The sequence below is a fragment of the Lentzea pudingi genome (assembly GCF_014646255.1).
GTDB lineage: Bacteria > Actinomycetota > Actinomycetes > Mycobacteriales > Pseudonocardiaceae > Lentzea > Lentzea pudingi.
In genome coordinates, this window is record NZ_BMNC01000010.1 from 34995 (window position 1) to 48980 (window position 13986).

Below are 13986 nucleotides of genomic sequence, written 5' to 3' on the forward strand. Positions count from 1 at the left end.
ACTACTCGCCGCCCCGGTTAACGTCCTCTCACGTTTTGGGAGGTGGACGAGACCTCCCGGGGAGGCGCGCGCACGCAATATCTGCGGAGCGGCGCCGGGGAAAGGCGGGAGAGACTGATGTCGCGATCACGGGTTGCGTGGGTGGCTTTGCCAGCCGCGCTCGCCATGACGCTCAGCGCATGCGGCGGCGGCGGTGGTAGCAGCAACAACGCTGCCGATGGCAAGGACAACCCGGAAGGCACGGTGTCCATCTACGGCACCGAGCCCAAGAGCACCTTGTTCCCGGCCAACACGACCGAGGCCGGCGGTGGCAAGGTCACCGACTCGCTGTTCTCGCGGCTGGTCGGTTACAAGACCGAAGACGGCGCGCCCTACAACTTGATGGCCGACTCGATCACGACCAGTGACGCGAAGGTCTACACGATCAAGCTCAAGCAGGGCTGGAAGTTCCACGACGGCACCGAGGTCAAGGCGAAGAACTTCGTCGACGCCTGGAACTGGGCCGCGTACGCGCCGAACGCGCAGCAGGCGGCATCGTTCTTCTCCCCGATCGCGGGCTTCGAGGACGTCCACCCGGCCGACGAGAACGCCAAGCCGGCCAAGGACAAGATGTCCGGTCTCGAGCTCGTGGGCGACTACGAGTTCAAGGTCACCCTCAACGGCCCGACCTCGGTCTTCACGACGATGATCGGCTACACGCCGTTCTCGCCGATGGCCGACTCGTTCTTCGCGGACCCGAAGGCCGCCGAGGCCAAGCCGATCGGCAACGGCCCGCTGAAGTTCGTCTCCCGCACGCCGAACGCGCTGATCAAGATGGAGCGCTTCGACGACTACAAGGGCGAGGACAAGGTCCACTTCAAGACCTTGGACTACAAGATCTACTCCTCCCAGGAGACCGCGTACCAGGACCTGGTCGCGGGCAAGCTGGACTTCATGGAGGCCCTGCCCCCGTCGGCCAAGGTCGGCGAGAAGTACAAGGCCGACCTCGGTGACGCGGTCGTGAACGCCAACCTGCTCGGCCAGAGCGCGATCGCGTTCCCGCAGTACATCCCCGAGTTCAAGAACGTGAAGCTGCGCCAGGCCGTCTCGATGGCCATCAACCGCGAGCAGATCACGAAGACCGTTCTCGCCGGCTCGTACGTGCCGTCCACCAGCTTCGTGTCGCCCGGCATCAAGGGCTACCGCGCCGACACCTGTGGTGAGTACTGCAAGTACAACCCGGAGAAGGCCAAGCAGCTGTTCCAGGAGTCGGGCTTCACCGGCAAGAAGCTGACCATCCAGTCCAACCAGGACGGTGGCCGCAAGGAGCCTCTCGAGGCTGCGTGCAACAGCATCAAGCAGGCGCTCGGCGTTGACTGCGAGTTCGTCGGTGCCACCAACTTCGGTGCGTTCCGCCAGATCGTCGACGGCAAGCAGCTGACCGGCATGAGCCGTTCGGACTGGTCGGCCGACTACCCGTCGATCGAGAACTTCCTCAACCCGCTGTACCGCACCGGTGGTTCGTCGAACGACTCGAACTACTCGAACCCCGAGGTCGACGCCCTTCTGAAGAAGGCCGACGAGACGGCGAACGAGGACGAGGCGATCAAGATCTACCAGCAGGCGGAGGACATCATCGCCAAGGAACTGCCCTCCATGCCGACCTGGAACGAGAAGGGCATCGGCGGCCGTTCCAAGAACCTGCTCGCCGCGAAGATGTCGTTCAAGCGTCAGGGCGCTCTGGAGTCGTTCCGCGTCAAGGCCTGATTGCCGAACACCTGAGTTCTGAGCACACCGTCCGGCCCCGCGTCCACGAAGCGTTACGGGCGCGGGGCCGGAGCGGTGTCCAGGACCTTGGGCGCCCCCCACCACGCAAGGAGCCGACCTCATGGGTCGCTATGTGCTGCGCCGTCTGCTGCAGCTGATACCGGTCTTCCTGGGGACCACTTTTCTGATCTACGCCCTCGTCTGGGCCATCCCGCAGGACCCCTTCGCGGGCAAGTGCGGCCAGCGGCCGTGCGATCCGGCCTACATCGCCGAGATGAGCCAGAAGCTCAACCTCAACGACCCGTTGGTCGTCCAGTACTTCAAGTACCTGGGCAACCTGCTCGTCGGTGACTTCGGCACCACCTTCAACGGCGTCTCCGTCGGTGAGCAGATCGCCACCTCGTGGCCGATCACCCTCAAGATGGGCATCATCGCGCTGATCATCGAGGCCGTCATCGGCATCATCGCCGGCGTCCTCACCGGTCTGCGCAAGCAGGGCTTCCTGGACAACCTCGTCCTCGTCTCGACCCTGTTCCTGATCTCGCTCCCGGTCTTCGTCACCGGTTTCGTGCTGCGGCTCTACCTCGGCCCGCAGGGCTTCGACCTGATGGACACCTCGGTCAGCTCCGATCCGACGTTCGGCGAGCTCATCCTGCCCGGCTTCGTGCTCGGCAGTCTCTCGATGGCCTACGTGGCCCGGCTGACCCGGTCGAGCATCGTCGAGAACCGGCGCGCGGACTACGTGCGCACGGCCATCGCGAAGGGCCAGCCGCAGAGCCGCGTCGTCGGCATCCACCTGCTGCGCAACTCCCTGATCCCGGTGATCACGTTCCTCGGGACCGACCTCGGTGCCCTCATGGGCGGCGCGATCGTCACCGAGGGCGTCTTCAACATCAACGGCATCGGCGGTCTGATCTTCCGCGGCATCCAGGAGAAGGAAGGCATCATGGTCACGGGCATCGTGACCCTGCTGGTCCTCGTCTACCTGCTGATGAGCCTGATCGTCGACCTCCTGTACGCCGTTCTCGACCCGAGGATTCGCTATGAGTGACCCAGGATCCGTGTCCGGCGGGGCCGGACTCGAGGCGTCCGCGGCGGCAGGAGTCGACCAGCTCAGCCATGTCGACGACTCGTCGCAGAAGCAGAAGAAGCCGCGCTCGCTCTGGAGCGACGCGTGGGGCGAGCTCCGCAGCAAGCCCACGTTCATCATCTCGCTGGTGATCATCGCGATCATCGTCCTGATGGCGATCTGGCCGACGCTGTTCACGTCGGTCGACCCGCGTGCGGCCGACCTCGACAAGTCGCTGCAGTCGCCTTCGGGTGACGCGTGGTTCGGCTACGACCTGCAGGGCTACGACGTCTACGCCCGTGCGATGCACGGTGCTCGCGCGTCGCTTCTGGTCGGCATCTTCGCGACGCTGCTGACCGTGCTGATCGGGTCGACCGTCGGCATCATCGCGGGCTACGCGAAGACGTGGATCGACAGCCTGCTGTCGCGGTTCAGCGACATCTTCGCCGGCATCCCGTTCGTGCTCGGTGCGATCGTCATCCTGACGACGCTCAACGCGCCCACGGAGAACCCCGGCGTCTTCCGGATCATCACGCAGGTGGTGCTCTCGATCGCCGTGCTGTCGTGGCCGGTGGCCATGCGCATCATGCGTTCGGCGACCCTGGTCGCGAAGCAGCAGGACTACGTCAAGGCCGCGCGTGGCCTCGGTGCGTCCCCGCTGCGGATCGTGTTCCGGCACCTGCTGCCGAACACCGTGGCGCCCGTGCTGGTGTACGCGACGATCGCCCTGGGTGCCTTCATCGGCGCCGAGGCGACGCTGGCGTTCCTCGGCATCGGCCTGCGTCCGCCGGTGGTGTCGTGGGGCGTGATGATCTCGGAGTCGCGCGACTACTTCCAGTCGGCTCCGCACATGCTGCTGTTCCCCGCGGGCTTCGTCACGATCACCGTGCTGGCCTTCGTCATGCTCGGTGACGCCGTGCGCGACGCCCTCGACCCCAAGTCCCGATAGGGGAATCCTGTGACTCAGCCATTGCTGGAGGTCGAGGATCTCCACGTGGAATTCCGCACCCGCGACGGTGTCGCGAAGGTGCTCAACGGCGTCTCGTACCACGTCTCGGCAGGCGAAACCCTTGCCGTGCTGGGCGAATCCGGTTCCGGCAAGTCCGTGACGGCCCAGACGATCATGGGCATCCTGGACACGCCGCCGGGGTTCATCACCAACGGTTCGATCAAGTTCCGCGGTGAGGACCTGCTGACCCAGTCGGCGGAAGAGCGCCGAATGGTTCGTGGCGAGGGCATCGCCATGATCTTCCAGGACGCGCTGTCGGCCCTGAACCCCGTGTTCACCATCGGGTTCCAGATCGAGGAGCAGCTCAAGGTCCGCCGCGGGCTGTCCAAAGCGGACGCTCGCAAGCGGGCGGTCGAGCTCCTCGACCAGGTGAAGATCCCGAACGCCAAGGGACGGGTCAACGACTACCCGCACCAGTTCTCCGGCGGTATGCGGCAGCGCGCGATGATCGCGATGTCGCTGGCGCTCGACCCGGAGCTGCTGATCGCGGACGAGCCCACGACCGCGCTGGACGTCACCGTGCAGGCCCAGATCATGGACCTGCTGGCGGAGATCCAGAAGGAACGCGACATGGGCATGATCCTGATCACCCACGACCTCGGCGTCGTCGCCGACGTCGCGGACCGGATCTCGGTCATGTACGCGGGCCGCATCGTCGAGCACGCCGACGTCTACGAGCTGTTCCGCGCGCCGGGGCACCCGTACACCGAGTCGCTGCTCGAGTCCCTGCCCCGCGTGGACCTGCGCGGCCAGGAGCTCAAGACGATCAAGGGTCTGCCGCCGTCGCTGACCAACATCCCGCCCGGCTGCCCGTTCAACCCGCGCTGCCCGCGCGTGTTCGACCGGTGCGTCACCGAGGTCCCTGCCGTGCACAACCTCGGCATGGGCCGCACCAGCCGGTGCCACATCGCGGAGGAGGTGGTCGCTCGTGGCTGAGCCGATCCTGGAGGTCGAGAACCTCGTCAAGCACTTCCCGGTCCGCGTCGGCGTGCTGTTCAAGCGCACCGTGGGCCACGTCAAGGCCGTCGACGGCGTCTCGTTCTCGCTCAACAAGGGCGAGACCCTCGGCGTCGTGGGCGAGTCCGGCTGTGGCAAGTCCACGCTGGCCCAGGTGCTGATGCGCCTGGAGCCGCCGACGTCCGGCGTCGCGCGCTTCGAGGGGCGCGACATCTTCGGCATGAAGGGCTCGGAGCTGCGCAAGCTGCGCCGGGACATCCAGATCGTGCTGCAGGACCCGTACACGTCGCTGAACCCGCGCATGACGGTCGGCGACATCGTCGGGGAGCCCTTCGAGATCCACACCGAGGTCGCGCCCAAGGGCTCGCGCCGGCAGAAGGTCCAGGAACTGCTGGAGACCGTGGGTCTCAACCCGGAGCACATCAACCGGTACCCGCACCAGTTCTCCGGCGGTCAGCGCCAGCGCATCGGCATCGCCCGCGCGCTGGCGTTGAAGCCCAAGGTGATCGTGTGCGACGAGCCGGTGTCCGCTCTGGACGTGTCGATCCAGGCGCAGGTCATGAACCTGCTGGGCGACCTGCAGAGCGAGATGGGTCTCTCGTACGTCTTCATCGCGCACGACCTGTCGGTGGTCCGCCACCTGTCGGACCGCGTCGCGGTGATGTACCTCGGCAAGATCGTGGAGATCGGCACCGAGGAAGAGATCTACGAGCGCCCGATGCACCCGTACACGCAGGCCCTGCTGTCGGCCGTGCCGGTGCCGGACCCGACCCAGCGCGGCCGGCGCGACGTCATCCGCCTGACGGGTGACGTGCCCTCGCCGATCGACCCGCCGTCGGGCTGCCGGTTCCGCACGCGGTGCTGGAAGGCGCAGGACATCTGCGCGACCGAGGTTCCCGAGCTGGTGTCGCGCAACGGGGGCCACCCCGCGGCGTGCCACTTCGCGGAGGAGCGCGCGGTCGTCTGACCGTTCTACGTGGTTGAGGGGTCGTGCCTGCGGGCGCGGCCCCTCAACTCGTCGAAGGCCCTTGTGGTCGGTGGCCGGCCGACGAACCGCTTGATGGCTCTTGCACATTCGCGCGGGCTGTTCAGGCCGGTGTCGACCTCGAAGTCGTAGAGCCCGTGCTGGTGGACGCTCAGCAGCTGTCTCGCCGCGGCACCCGGCGTCCGGTCACCCCGCGCCCGTTCGCGCCGCTCCAGTTCTTCTGGAGGGCAATGGACGCCCACGAACACGACGTCCAGGCCTTCGAGGACGTCGAGGCAGTCCTGCAGCCGCCACGGCTCGCTCAGCACGTGGTCGACGACGACGTCGTTGCCCGCCTGGGCCATGCCCGCCACCGCGCGGTGGAAGCCCGCCCTGGTGCGCTGCAGGAGTTCTTGCTGCGCGATGGCGTCGAGCTCCAGCGTGCGTTCGACGGCGCGCATGGCACCGAAGGCGTCGACGCTCAGGTGGAAGAACGGGGTGTCCAGCTCCTTCAAGAGCTCCGCGGCGATGCTCGACTTGCCGGAGCTGGACGTCCCGTTCAGGAAGATGATCACGGGCGGGCGAGGTCGGTGAGCGAGACGCCGGGACCGACCTCGCGCGTGCCGGTCTCGACGAACCCGCGCTTGCGGTAGAGCTTCAGCGCGGGCTCGTTCTTCGTGCCCGTGCTGACGACCTGCGGCCCGTCCGGCAGCGCGTCGAGGAGCTTCGTCGCGATGCCCCTCCGGTGAGCGCGCGGGTGCACGACCAGCCGGTGGATGTCCACAGTGGACCCGTCGAGCCGGTACGACACGGCGCCGGTCAGACCTTCCTCGTCGTAGATCCCGAGGAACGTCTCACCGCACGCCCTGAGCTCGTCGAGCGACTCGTGCAACGGCGGTATGCCGTCGAAGCCGATGAGCTCGGCTTCGACGGCATACGCCAGACGTTGCACCGTCCAGAGTTCGCGCAGGACGGCGTCGTCGGACAGGTCGAGGATCACGTGTTGGAGGAGTTCCGCACGAACGCCGCCAGGTCCTCGGACTGCTGGATCCTGCTGGGCTCGTGGACGTACATCATGTGGCCGGCCGGGTAGTAGGCCGACTCGATGTTCGCCGTGAGCTCCTTGGGGATCTGCAGGTGCGCGATGAGGTGTTCGGCCGCGAAGTACGGCGTGGCGCCGTCGAACCAGCCGAACGCGACGTGGACCTTGAGGTGCGGGTTCGCCCGCATCGCCGCCGAGAGCTTGCCCGCCGTCGTGACGTGGCGGCCCTCGAACTCCTTGTACGACCAGTTCTCGATGACCCGCGCGAGAACCTCGTACGGCAGGTCGCTCGAGTAACCGAGCTCGGCGTGCAGGTAGTGGTTGAGCACGGCCGAGTACGGGCCGAGGATCGCGTCGATGGACGGGTCCGCGGAGATGCCCTCGCGGCCGTAGTCCGTGTCCCAGCCGGTGAAGCGGGCGTCGATGCGGCCGACGGTCCTGCGGTCGCGGCGCAGCAGCTCCGTGAAGAACCGGATGTGCTCGATGCGCAGGTCGACCGCGTCCACGTACTCCTCGGACAGGCCGGTGAGCCGCGCGAGCTTCTCGATCGCCGCGGCGCGCTCGACGTCGGTGAGCCGGTTGCCGCGCGCGAGGGCGTAGGGGTAGTCGCGGACCGCGAACTCCTCGGCCTCGGCGAGCACCTCCTTCAGCGGGCGGTCGCCGTGCAGGCCGTGGTAGTTCGCGATGGCCGCGTACGTCGGCAGGAAGAGCGTGTAGGCGAGGTCGTGGCCCTCGTTGAACTCGAGCGTCGCGAAGTCCAGCACCGACGAGATCAGCATGAGCCCGTTGAGGTACATGCCGTACTTCTTCTGCAGGTGCTCGGCGAGACCGGCCGCGCGGAGGGTGCCGTACGACTCGCCGCAGAGGAACTTCGGCGACATCCAGCGGCCGTTGCGCGAGGTCCAGAGCCGGATGATCTCGGCGATGGACTCGATGTCGGGCTGGTAGCCGTGGTAGTTGCCGGGCTTCTCACCCTGCGCGGCCCGGGAGAAGCCGGTCGACACGGGGTCGATGAACACCAGGTCGCTCTCGGCGAGCAGGCTCTCCTCGTTGTCCGCGATCCCGTACGGCGGTGCGGTGAGGTTGCCGACGTCGCCGCTGAGCACCCGGCGCGGCCCGAGGAGCCCCATGTGCAGCCACACGCTCGCGGAACCCGGCCCGCCGTTGAACGCGAACGTCACGGGCCGCTTCAACGGGTCGGCGCCGTCGAGCGTGTAGGTGGTCACGAACACCTCGGCCTTGGGCTTGTGGCCCTCGAACACGCCGTCCTTGAGCACTTCTTCCTTGAGCACGATCCGCCCGGTGGTGGCGGTGTAGTTCAGCTCGCGGCCCTTGACGGTGATGCTGTGCTGGGTGGTGACCAGATCATCAGCGGGAGACTCGGGCTTCTCTTCGGTCTTCTCCTCGGACATGGGAGCAACACTACGGAACTCGACGATCGAATAACGGCCTGCCGAGCGTGCCCGCGCCTCGTCGCGTGGCGCGAGCTGGTGGCGGTGGAGAAGCGCGCGGCGTTCCGGGACCAGGACTACTGGGCCAGACCGGTCCCGGGCTTCGGTCCCATGGACGCCTCGCTGCTCATCGTGGGCCTCGCACCCGCCGCGCACGGCGGCAACCGGACCGGTCGGATGTTCACCGGCGACCCGTCCGGCGACTTCCTGTACCGCGCGTTGTACGAGGTGGGCCTCGCTTCGCAGCCCACGTCGGTGTCCCGTGGCGACGGTCTGGAGCTTTACGGCGTGCGAATGGCCTCGCCCGTGCGGTGTGCGCCGCCCGAGAACAAGCCGACCGCCGAGGAACGGGACCGGTGCTCGCCGTTCCTGCGGGAGGAGATCTCGCTGATGCCTGATTTGCGGTCCGTGGTGGTCTTGGGTGGGTTCGGGTGGAAGGCGTTCCTGCCGCTGGTGGGGGTCGACCGGCCGCCCAAGTTCGGGCACGGGGTGGAGGTGGCGGCTGGTTCGTTGCGGGTGTTCGGGTGCTACCACGTGTCGCCGCACAACACGTACACCGGGAGGCTGACGCAGGAGATGTTGCAGGACGTGCTGAGACGGGCCATGGACGTCGGGACCGCGCAGTCGTTCGACTAGTCAGTTGACCGAAGGATCATCCGAAGTGTGCTGACGCGTGTCAGGCTGCTCGCCATGAGGTGGTGGCGGGCAGGGGTGGCGGTGGCGGCGTTGCTGATCGTTGTCGTCGCGGCCAGCGGTACGTCGCCGGTCACGTTCGTGAACCGCCTCGACGACCGCCCGCCGCCGCAGGACAACGCGCCGCGGGTGGACGTGCCGCTGCCGACCGAGTTGCCGGGTCTGTTCGCCGTGCCGCTCACGGTGTACCTGGTGCTGCTCGCCGGGCTCGTCCTGTTCGGACTGATCGGGATCGTCCTCGCGTTCGAGCTGCCCCGCTGGCGCCGTCGTGGGGTGCGCGGGGTGGAGGTCGAGGACGGCGAGGCAGGAGAGCCGCCGGTCGTGGCGCGGGTCGAGAAGGCGTTGCAGGAGTTCACCGAGCACCCGAACCGGCCGCCGCGCGACGCTGTGATCGCCGCCTGGCTCGCGCTCGAAGCCGCGGAGCCCAGAAAACCCCACCAGACGCCCACCGAGTTCACCGAGAAGCTCGGCGTGGACGCGGTGGTGTTGAAGGACCTCTACCGGCGCGCGCGGTTCGGGCATGAGGACGTGACGGCCTCGCAAGCGCGACGAGCGCAGGAGGAACTGCGCCGCATCGTCCGGGAGCTCGCATGAGAACCGTGCTGGCGCTGGTGGTCGGGGTGGTCATCGGCGTCGTGATCTGGTGGCTCGGGGCCTCGCCCGCGTGGGCCGCGGCGCTGGCCGTGCCGCCCACCGCGTTCGGCGTGCTGGTCACGAGGTTGCCGCGGGCCACGGACATCGTCTGGAGCTCGGCACCGCCGCCGCCAGGGTCGATCAGCAGCGCGCTCGCCGGCACGCTCGCGAGCAGGCTGGACGAGGCGGCGAAGGACCCGCGGCGCTACCGGGAACGGTTCCGCGGCCGGCTCGCACGACTGGGGATCGAGGCGTCCGAGATGCCGGATCCGAAAGAACTCGCGGAAAGGCTCAGGAGGGTCGAGTGACCATCGCACACGAGGCCGAGGCGGTCCTCGACGAGATCGGCAAGGTCGTCGTCGGGCGCACGCGGACGGTCCGGCTCGCGCTCGCGGCCGTGCTGGCGGGCGGGCACGTGCTGCTGGAGGACGTGCCTGGCTTGGGTAAGACGCTGATCGCGCGGTCGCTCGCGCAGGCCCTCAGCCTCGACTTCCGCCGCCTGCAGTGCACACCGGACCTGCTGCCCGCGGACGTCACCGGGTCGTTCCTCTACGACCCCGGCAGCCGCGAGTTCGAGTTCCACCAGGGGCCCGTGTTCACCGGGCTGCTGCTCGCGGACGAGATCAACCGCACGCCGCCGAAGACGCAGTCCGCGTTGCTGGAGGCCATGCAGGAGCGGCAGGTCACGGTCGAGGGGCGCACGTTCCCGCTGCCCAGGCCGTTCCACGTGCTGGCGACCTCGAACCCCGTCGAGTACGAGGGAACCTACCCGCTGCCCGAGGCTCAGCTCGACCGGTTCCTGGTGCGGCTCGACATCGGGTACCCGCCCGCCGAGGAGGAGGTCGAGGTCCTGCGGCGGCGGCTCGCGCGGCAGCGGGAGGACGCCGACGTGGCGCCGGTGCTCGCGGCCGGGCGGCTCGCCGAGCTGCAGGCCGAGCTAGAGAAGTCCACAGTGGACGACGATCTCCTGCGGTACTGCGTCGATCTGGCCGTCGCCACGCGCAACCACCCGTCCGTCGAGGTCGGCGCGTCGCCGCGGGGTGCGCAGGGGCTCGTGCTCGTCGCGCGGGCACTGGCCACTTTGGACGATCGCGCCTACGTGACGCCCGAGGACGTCAAGGAGTGCGCGATCGCCGTGCTGGCGCACCGGCTCGTGATGAAGCCCGAGACGTGGACGTCCGGCGTGAACGACGTACAGGTCGTCACCGAGCTGCTCGGCAAGGTTCCGGGCCCGCCCAGCTCATGAGCAGAGCGGACAAGATCAGGGAGGCCCTCGCCCAGTCGCACGGCGCGCACTGGCACCCGACGGACGCGTACTCGCGCGCCGTCTGGCTGGGCGTCGGGCTCGTCGTCGGCGGGATGTTCCTGCACCAGGTCGAGCTGGTGCTGTTCGGCGTGCCGTTGATCCTGTCCGTGCTGCTCACCGACAAACCCCGTGGCACGCCCACGGTCAGCGTCCGCCCCGTGCCGCGAGGGGCGGGCATGGGCGTCGCGCACACCGTCGCGCGCGTCGACGGCGCGGACGCCGAGATCGCCGTGGTCAAGCTGCCCGGCGGTGCTCGGGTGGTGCCGGCGCACTCGCCGGACCTGCCCGTGGAGATCCGGCGTGACGCCTGGGGACCCGGTGTTGACCTGCGGCTGGACCACCTGTTCGCCGGGCCCGACGGCATGCACGTCTACGGACCGATCGTCGGGGTCGAGCACGTCCGCACGATCCTGCCGCCGGTCGAGCACCACCCGTCCGGACCGCTGCCGCCCCGGCCCGCCGGTCTCGTCGGCATCCACCGCTCGTCGCGCCCCGGCGACTCGACCGAGCTGCGCGACATCAGGGCGTTCCAGCCGGGGGACAGGCTCAGGCGCATCGACTGGCGCGTCACGACCCGCACTGGCACCGTGCACGTCCGCGAACGGCACGCCGAGGCCGACGCGGAGATCGTGCTGGCCCTGGACACGCGCGCCGACGTCGGTGCGGACGTGGCGGACTGGGCCTCACCGCACTACGGCGCCACGACGCGGCCCGGTGGCAGCCTGGACCGCGCGGTGCGGCGGGCGGCGTCGATGGCCGCCGGGTACCTGCGGCAGGGCGACCGGGTGGCGTTGATGGACCTGTCCCGCCCGCAGCTCAACGTCCGTTCCGGCGTCGGGCGGCGGCACCTGCTGCGGATCCGCACGCAGCTCGTCGTGTGCGTGCAGGCCGCCGGGTGGTCGTCGCGGGTGGCGTTGCGCAAGCTGCCGCACGGGAGCGTGGTCGTGCTGCTGTCGCCGTTCCTCGACGACGACGTCGCGGAGCTGGCCGTGCAGACGCGCAAGCACGGGCATGTCGTGCTGGCGATCAACACGCTGCCAACGCCGTTGAAGCCCGACGACGAGACGCCGTGGGGTGAGGTCGCGGCCGAGATGATCGCCGCCGAGCACCGGTTGCGGCTGCGGCGCATGGCCGAGCACGGGGTGGCGGTGACGCGCGAATGCTGATGCGGCTCGCAATCGTGCTCGCGGCGTTGCCCGTGGGGCTGGTCCTGCACCTGGAGTCGTCGTCGATCGTGCCGTTGCTGGTCGTCACGGCGCTCACGGCGCTGACCGTGCTGATGCCGGGAAGCGCGGGTGCGGCGTTGCTGATCGGCTACGCGGCGCTAGCGATGGCTTTCGCCGACGGGCATCCGTTGCGGCTGGGAGTGCTGATCATGATTCCGGCGTTGCACCTCGTGCACGTGACGTCCGCGCTCGCGGCGGTCGTTCCGGTGAAAACGAGAATCGAGCCCGCCGCGCTGAAAGCACCGGCGCGCCGGTTCGCCATTGTCCAAGTGATCACATTCGTCGTGACCGCCTTCGCGGCGTTCGTCCCATCGAGTGCCGGCATCGGGCTCGTGGAGGTGCTTGGACTGGGTGCTCTGACGGTCGTGATCGGGGTCGTCGAGCTGAGGATCTGAATCGAGACTCTCAGGGAGAACACCTCGTGTTCGACTCGATGCGCAGGTCAGCCGGGATCGTGTCGGGCATCACCCGGCGACGCCAGTCACAACGGCCCCTCCGGACGCGCGAAAAAGGGGGTTCTGGTGCGACCATGTGTGTATGGCTGCTGTGAAGTCGCACCCCACTCGGATTGTCATCGTCGGTGGTGGATACGTCGGGATGTACACGGCTCTCGGACTGCAGAAGAAACTGCGTTCCGGTGAGGCGTCCGTGACGGTAATCGACCCGCAGCCGCACATGACCTACCAGCCCTTCCTGCCTGAGGCGGCGGCCGGCTCGATCGAGCCGCGCCACGTCGTCGCTCCTTTGCGCAAGGTGCTCAAGCGCTGCCACGTCGTCACCGGCCGCGTCACGAAGATCGAGCACGCGCGCAAGATCGTGACCGCCGAGCTGTCGGACGGCCACGTCGAGGAGATCGAGTACGACGTGCTCGTCTCCGCGCTGGGTGCGATCTCACGCACGCTCCCGATCCCCGGCCTGGCCGAGGTCGGCATCGGCATGAAGACGATCGGCGAGGCGATCTACGTCCGCAACCACGTGCTGTCGCGCCTGGACCAGGCAGCGAGCACGAACAACGCGGACCTGCGCAAGAAGCTGCTCAGCTTCGTCGTCATCGGTGGTGGCTTCGCGGGCATCGAGACGCTCGCCGAGCTCGAGGACATGACGCGGTATGCGCTCAAGTACTACGAGGGCATCAAGCCCGAGGAGATGAACTGGGTCCTGGTCGAGGCCGCCGGCCGGATCATGCCCGAGGTCTCCGCCAAGCTCGGCGCGTGGACGGTCGAGGCGCTCGAGAAGCGCGGCATGAAGATCTACCTCGACACCCGCGTGAAGTCGCTCGAGGGCGGTCACGTCATCCTCGACGACGGCACCGAGTTCGACTCGGACACGATCATCTGGACCGCCGGCATGAAGGCGAACCCGGTGCTGCGCAACACGGACCTCCCGCTCGACGAGCGCGGCCGCGTCCGGTGCACCGCCGCCATGCAGGTCCAGGGCCTCGAAGGCGTGTGGGCCGCCGGTGACTGCTCCGCGGTGCCGGACCTCTCGCGCACCGAGGAGGACCCGACGGCGACGTGCGTGCCGAACGCGCAGCACGCCATCCGCCAGTCGAAGCTGCTGTCGAAGAACATCGTCGCGCAGATGCGCGGCCAGAAGCCGAAGGACTACTTCCACAAGTACCTCGGCTCGGTCGCGGGCCTCGGCCTCTACAAGGGCGTCGCGGACGTGTTCGGCCTGCGCTTCAAGGGCCTGCCCGCGTGGTTCATGCACCGCAGCTACCACGTGGCGTTCATGCCGACCGTGAACCGCAAGCTGCGCGTGCTGATGGACTGGACGCAGGCGCTGTTCTACGGCCGCGAGATCGTGGCCCTGGGACAGATCAACGACCCGAAGTCGGACTTCGACCGCGCGGTCCAGTCCTGACGCCTGCCCCTGACCTGGCCTCGCCGC

At 68.3% G+C, this 13986-nt stretch carries 15 protein-coding genes; 12 read left to right on the forward strand and 3 right to left on the reverse strand.

The annotated features are described in order from the left end of the window. Nucleotides 1-117 precede the first annotated feature (117 nt). The 5 genes from IEY88_RS29350 (at nucleotide 118) to IEY88_RS29370 (ending at nucleotide 5748) form a co-directional block, all read left to right on the forward strand. Entirely contained in the window at nucleotides 118-1746 is a 1629-nt protein-coding gene (locus IEY88_RS29350) for a peptide ABC transporter substrate-binding protein (RefSeq protein WP_189158124.1), read from the forward strand. Nucleotides 1747-1867: 121 nt separating this feature from the next. Next, nucleotides 1868-2797, forward strand: coding sequence for an ABC transporter permease (locus tag IEY88_RS29355; protein WP_189158125.1), 930 nt, complete (start codon nucleotides 1868-1870; stop codon nucleotides 2795-2797). Further along, nucleotides 2790-3764 carry an ABC transporter permease gene (locus IEY88_RS29360; protein ID WP_189158126.1) on the forward strand — a complete coding sequence of 325 codons (975 nt, stop codon included), beginning with the start codon at nucleotides 2790-2792 and terminating at the stop codon, nucleotides 3762-3764. Before IEY88_RS29355 ends, IEY88_RS29360 begins: the two co-directional genes overlap by 8 nt. Before the next feature lie 9 nt (nucleotides 3765-3773). Next, nucleotides 3774-4760, forward strand: a complete 987-nt coding sequence (locus IEY88_RS29365; protein ID WP_189158127.1) for an ABC transporter ATP-binding protein — start codon at nucleotides 3774-3776, stop codon at nucleotides 4758-4760. After that, entirely contained in the window at nucleotides 4753-5748 is a 996-nt protein-coding gene (locus IEY88_RS29370) for an ABC transporter ATP-binding protein (RefSeq protein WP_189158128.1), read from the forward strand. Before IEY88_RS29365 ends, IEY88_RS29370 begins: the two co-directional genes overlap by 8 nt. 5 nt (nucleotides 5749-5753) lie before the next feature. Here the strand turns inward: IEY88_RS29370 and IEY88_RS29375 are convergent, their stop codons facing one another. The 3 genes from IEY88_RS29375 to IEY88_RS29385 are packed head-to-tail and all read right to left on the reverse strand — an operon-like array spanning nucleotide 5754 to nucleotide 8199. Further along, nucleotides 5754-6320, reverse strand: coding sequence for a chloramphenicol phosphotransferase CPT family protein (locus tag IEY88_RS29375; protein ID WP_189158129.1), 567 nt, complete (start codon nucleotides 6318-6320; stop codon nucleotides 5754-5756). Next, a complete protein-coding gene (locus IEY88_RS29380; protein ID WP_189158130.1) occupies nucleotides 6317-6745 on the reverse strand; it encodes a GNAT family N-acetyltransferase in 429 nt (142 codons plus the stop codon). Before IEY88_RS29380 ends, IEY88_RS29375 begins: the two co-directional genes overlap by 4 nt. Further along, nucleotides 6742-8199 (reverse strand): S10 family peptidase, encoded by a 1458-nt coding sequence (locus IEY88_RS29385; protein WP_189158131.1) that lies wholly within the window; start codon nucleotides 8197-8199, stop codon nucleotides 6742-6744. The genes IEY88_RS29380 and IEY88_RS29385 overlap by 4 nt, the downstream gene beginning before the upstream one ends. 30 nt (nucleotides 8200-8229) lie before the next feature. Here IEY88_RS29385 and IEY88_RS29390 point away from each other — a divergent pair, with 30 nt between their 5' ends. The 7 genes from IEY88_RS29390 to IEY88_RS29420 all read left to right on the forward strand — a co-directional run bounded on the left by IEY88_RS29390 (nucleotide 8230) and on the right by IEY88_RS29420 (nucleotide 13959). Continuing rightward, nucleotides 8230-8874, forward strand: coding sequence for a uracil-DNA glycosylase (locus IEY88_RS29390; protein WP_229693909.1), 645 nt, complete (start codon nucleotides 8230-8232; stop codon nucleotides 8872-8874). A 27-nt stretch (nucleotides 8875-8901) separates the two neighbouring features. Next, on the forward strand, nucleotides 8902-9525 hold the full coding sequence (locus IEY88_RS29395; RefSeq protein WP_189158132.1) for a DUF4129 domain-containing protein: 624 nt from the start codon (nucleotides 8902-8904) through the stop codon (nucleotides 9523-9525). Further along, nucleotides 9522-9872, forward strand: coding sequence for a hypothetical protein (locus IEY88_RS29400; protein WP_189158133.1), 351 nt, complete (start codon nucleotides 9522-9524; stop codon nucleotides 9870-9872). Before IEY88_RS29395 ends, IEY88_RS29400 begins: the two co-directional genes overlap by 4 nt. Further along, nucleotides 9869-10810 carry an AAA family ATPase gene (locus IEY88_RS29405; protein ID WP_189158134.1) on the forward strand — a complete coding sequence of 314 codons (942 nt, stop codon included), beginning with the start codon at nucleotides 9869-9871 and terminating at the stop codon, nucleotides 10808-10810. The genes IEY88_RS29400 and IEY88_RS29405 overlap by 4 nt, the downstream gene beginning before the upstream one ends. Next, complete coding sequence (locus IEY88_RS29410; RefSeq protein WP_189158135.1) at nucleotides 10807-12036, forward strand: DUF58 domain-containing protein; 1230 nt, start codon at nucleotides 10807-10809, stop codon at nucleotides 12034-12036. The genes IEY88_RS29405 and IEY88_RS29410 overlap by 4 nt, the downstream gene beginning before the upstream one ends. Then, nucleotides 12036-12491 (forward strand): hypothetical protein, encoded by a 456-nt coding sequence (locus IEY88_RS29415; RefSeq protein WP_189158136.1) that lies wholly within the window; start codon nucleotides 12036-12038, stop codon nucleotides 12489-12491. The genes IEY88_RS29410 and IEY88_RS29415 overlap by 1 nt, the downstream gene beginning before the upstream one ends. Nucleotides 12492-12633: 142 nt before the next feature. After that, nucleotides 12634-13959, forward strand: a complete 1326-nt coding sequence (locus tag IEY88_RS29420; RefSeq protein WP_189158137.1) for an NAD(P)/FAD-dependent oxidoreductase — start codon at nucleotides 12634-12636, stop codon at nucleotides 13957-13959. The last annotated feature ends 27 nt before the right edge of the window (nucleotides 13960-13986 follow it).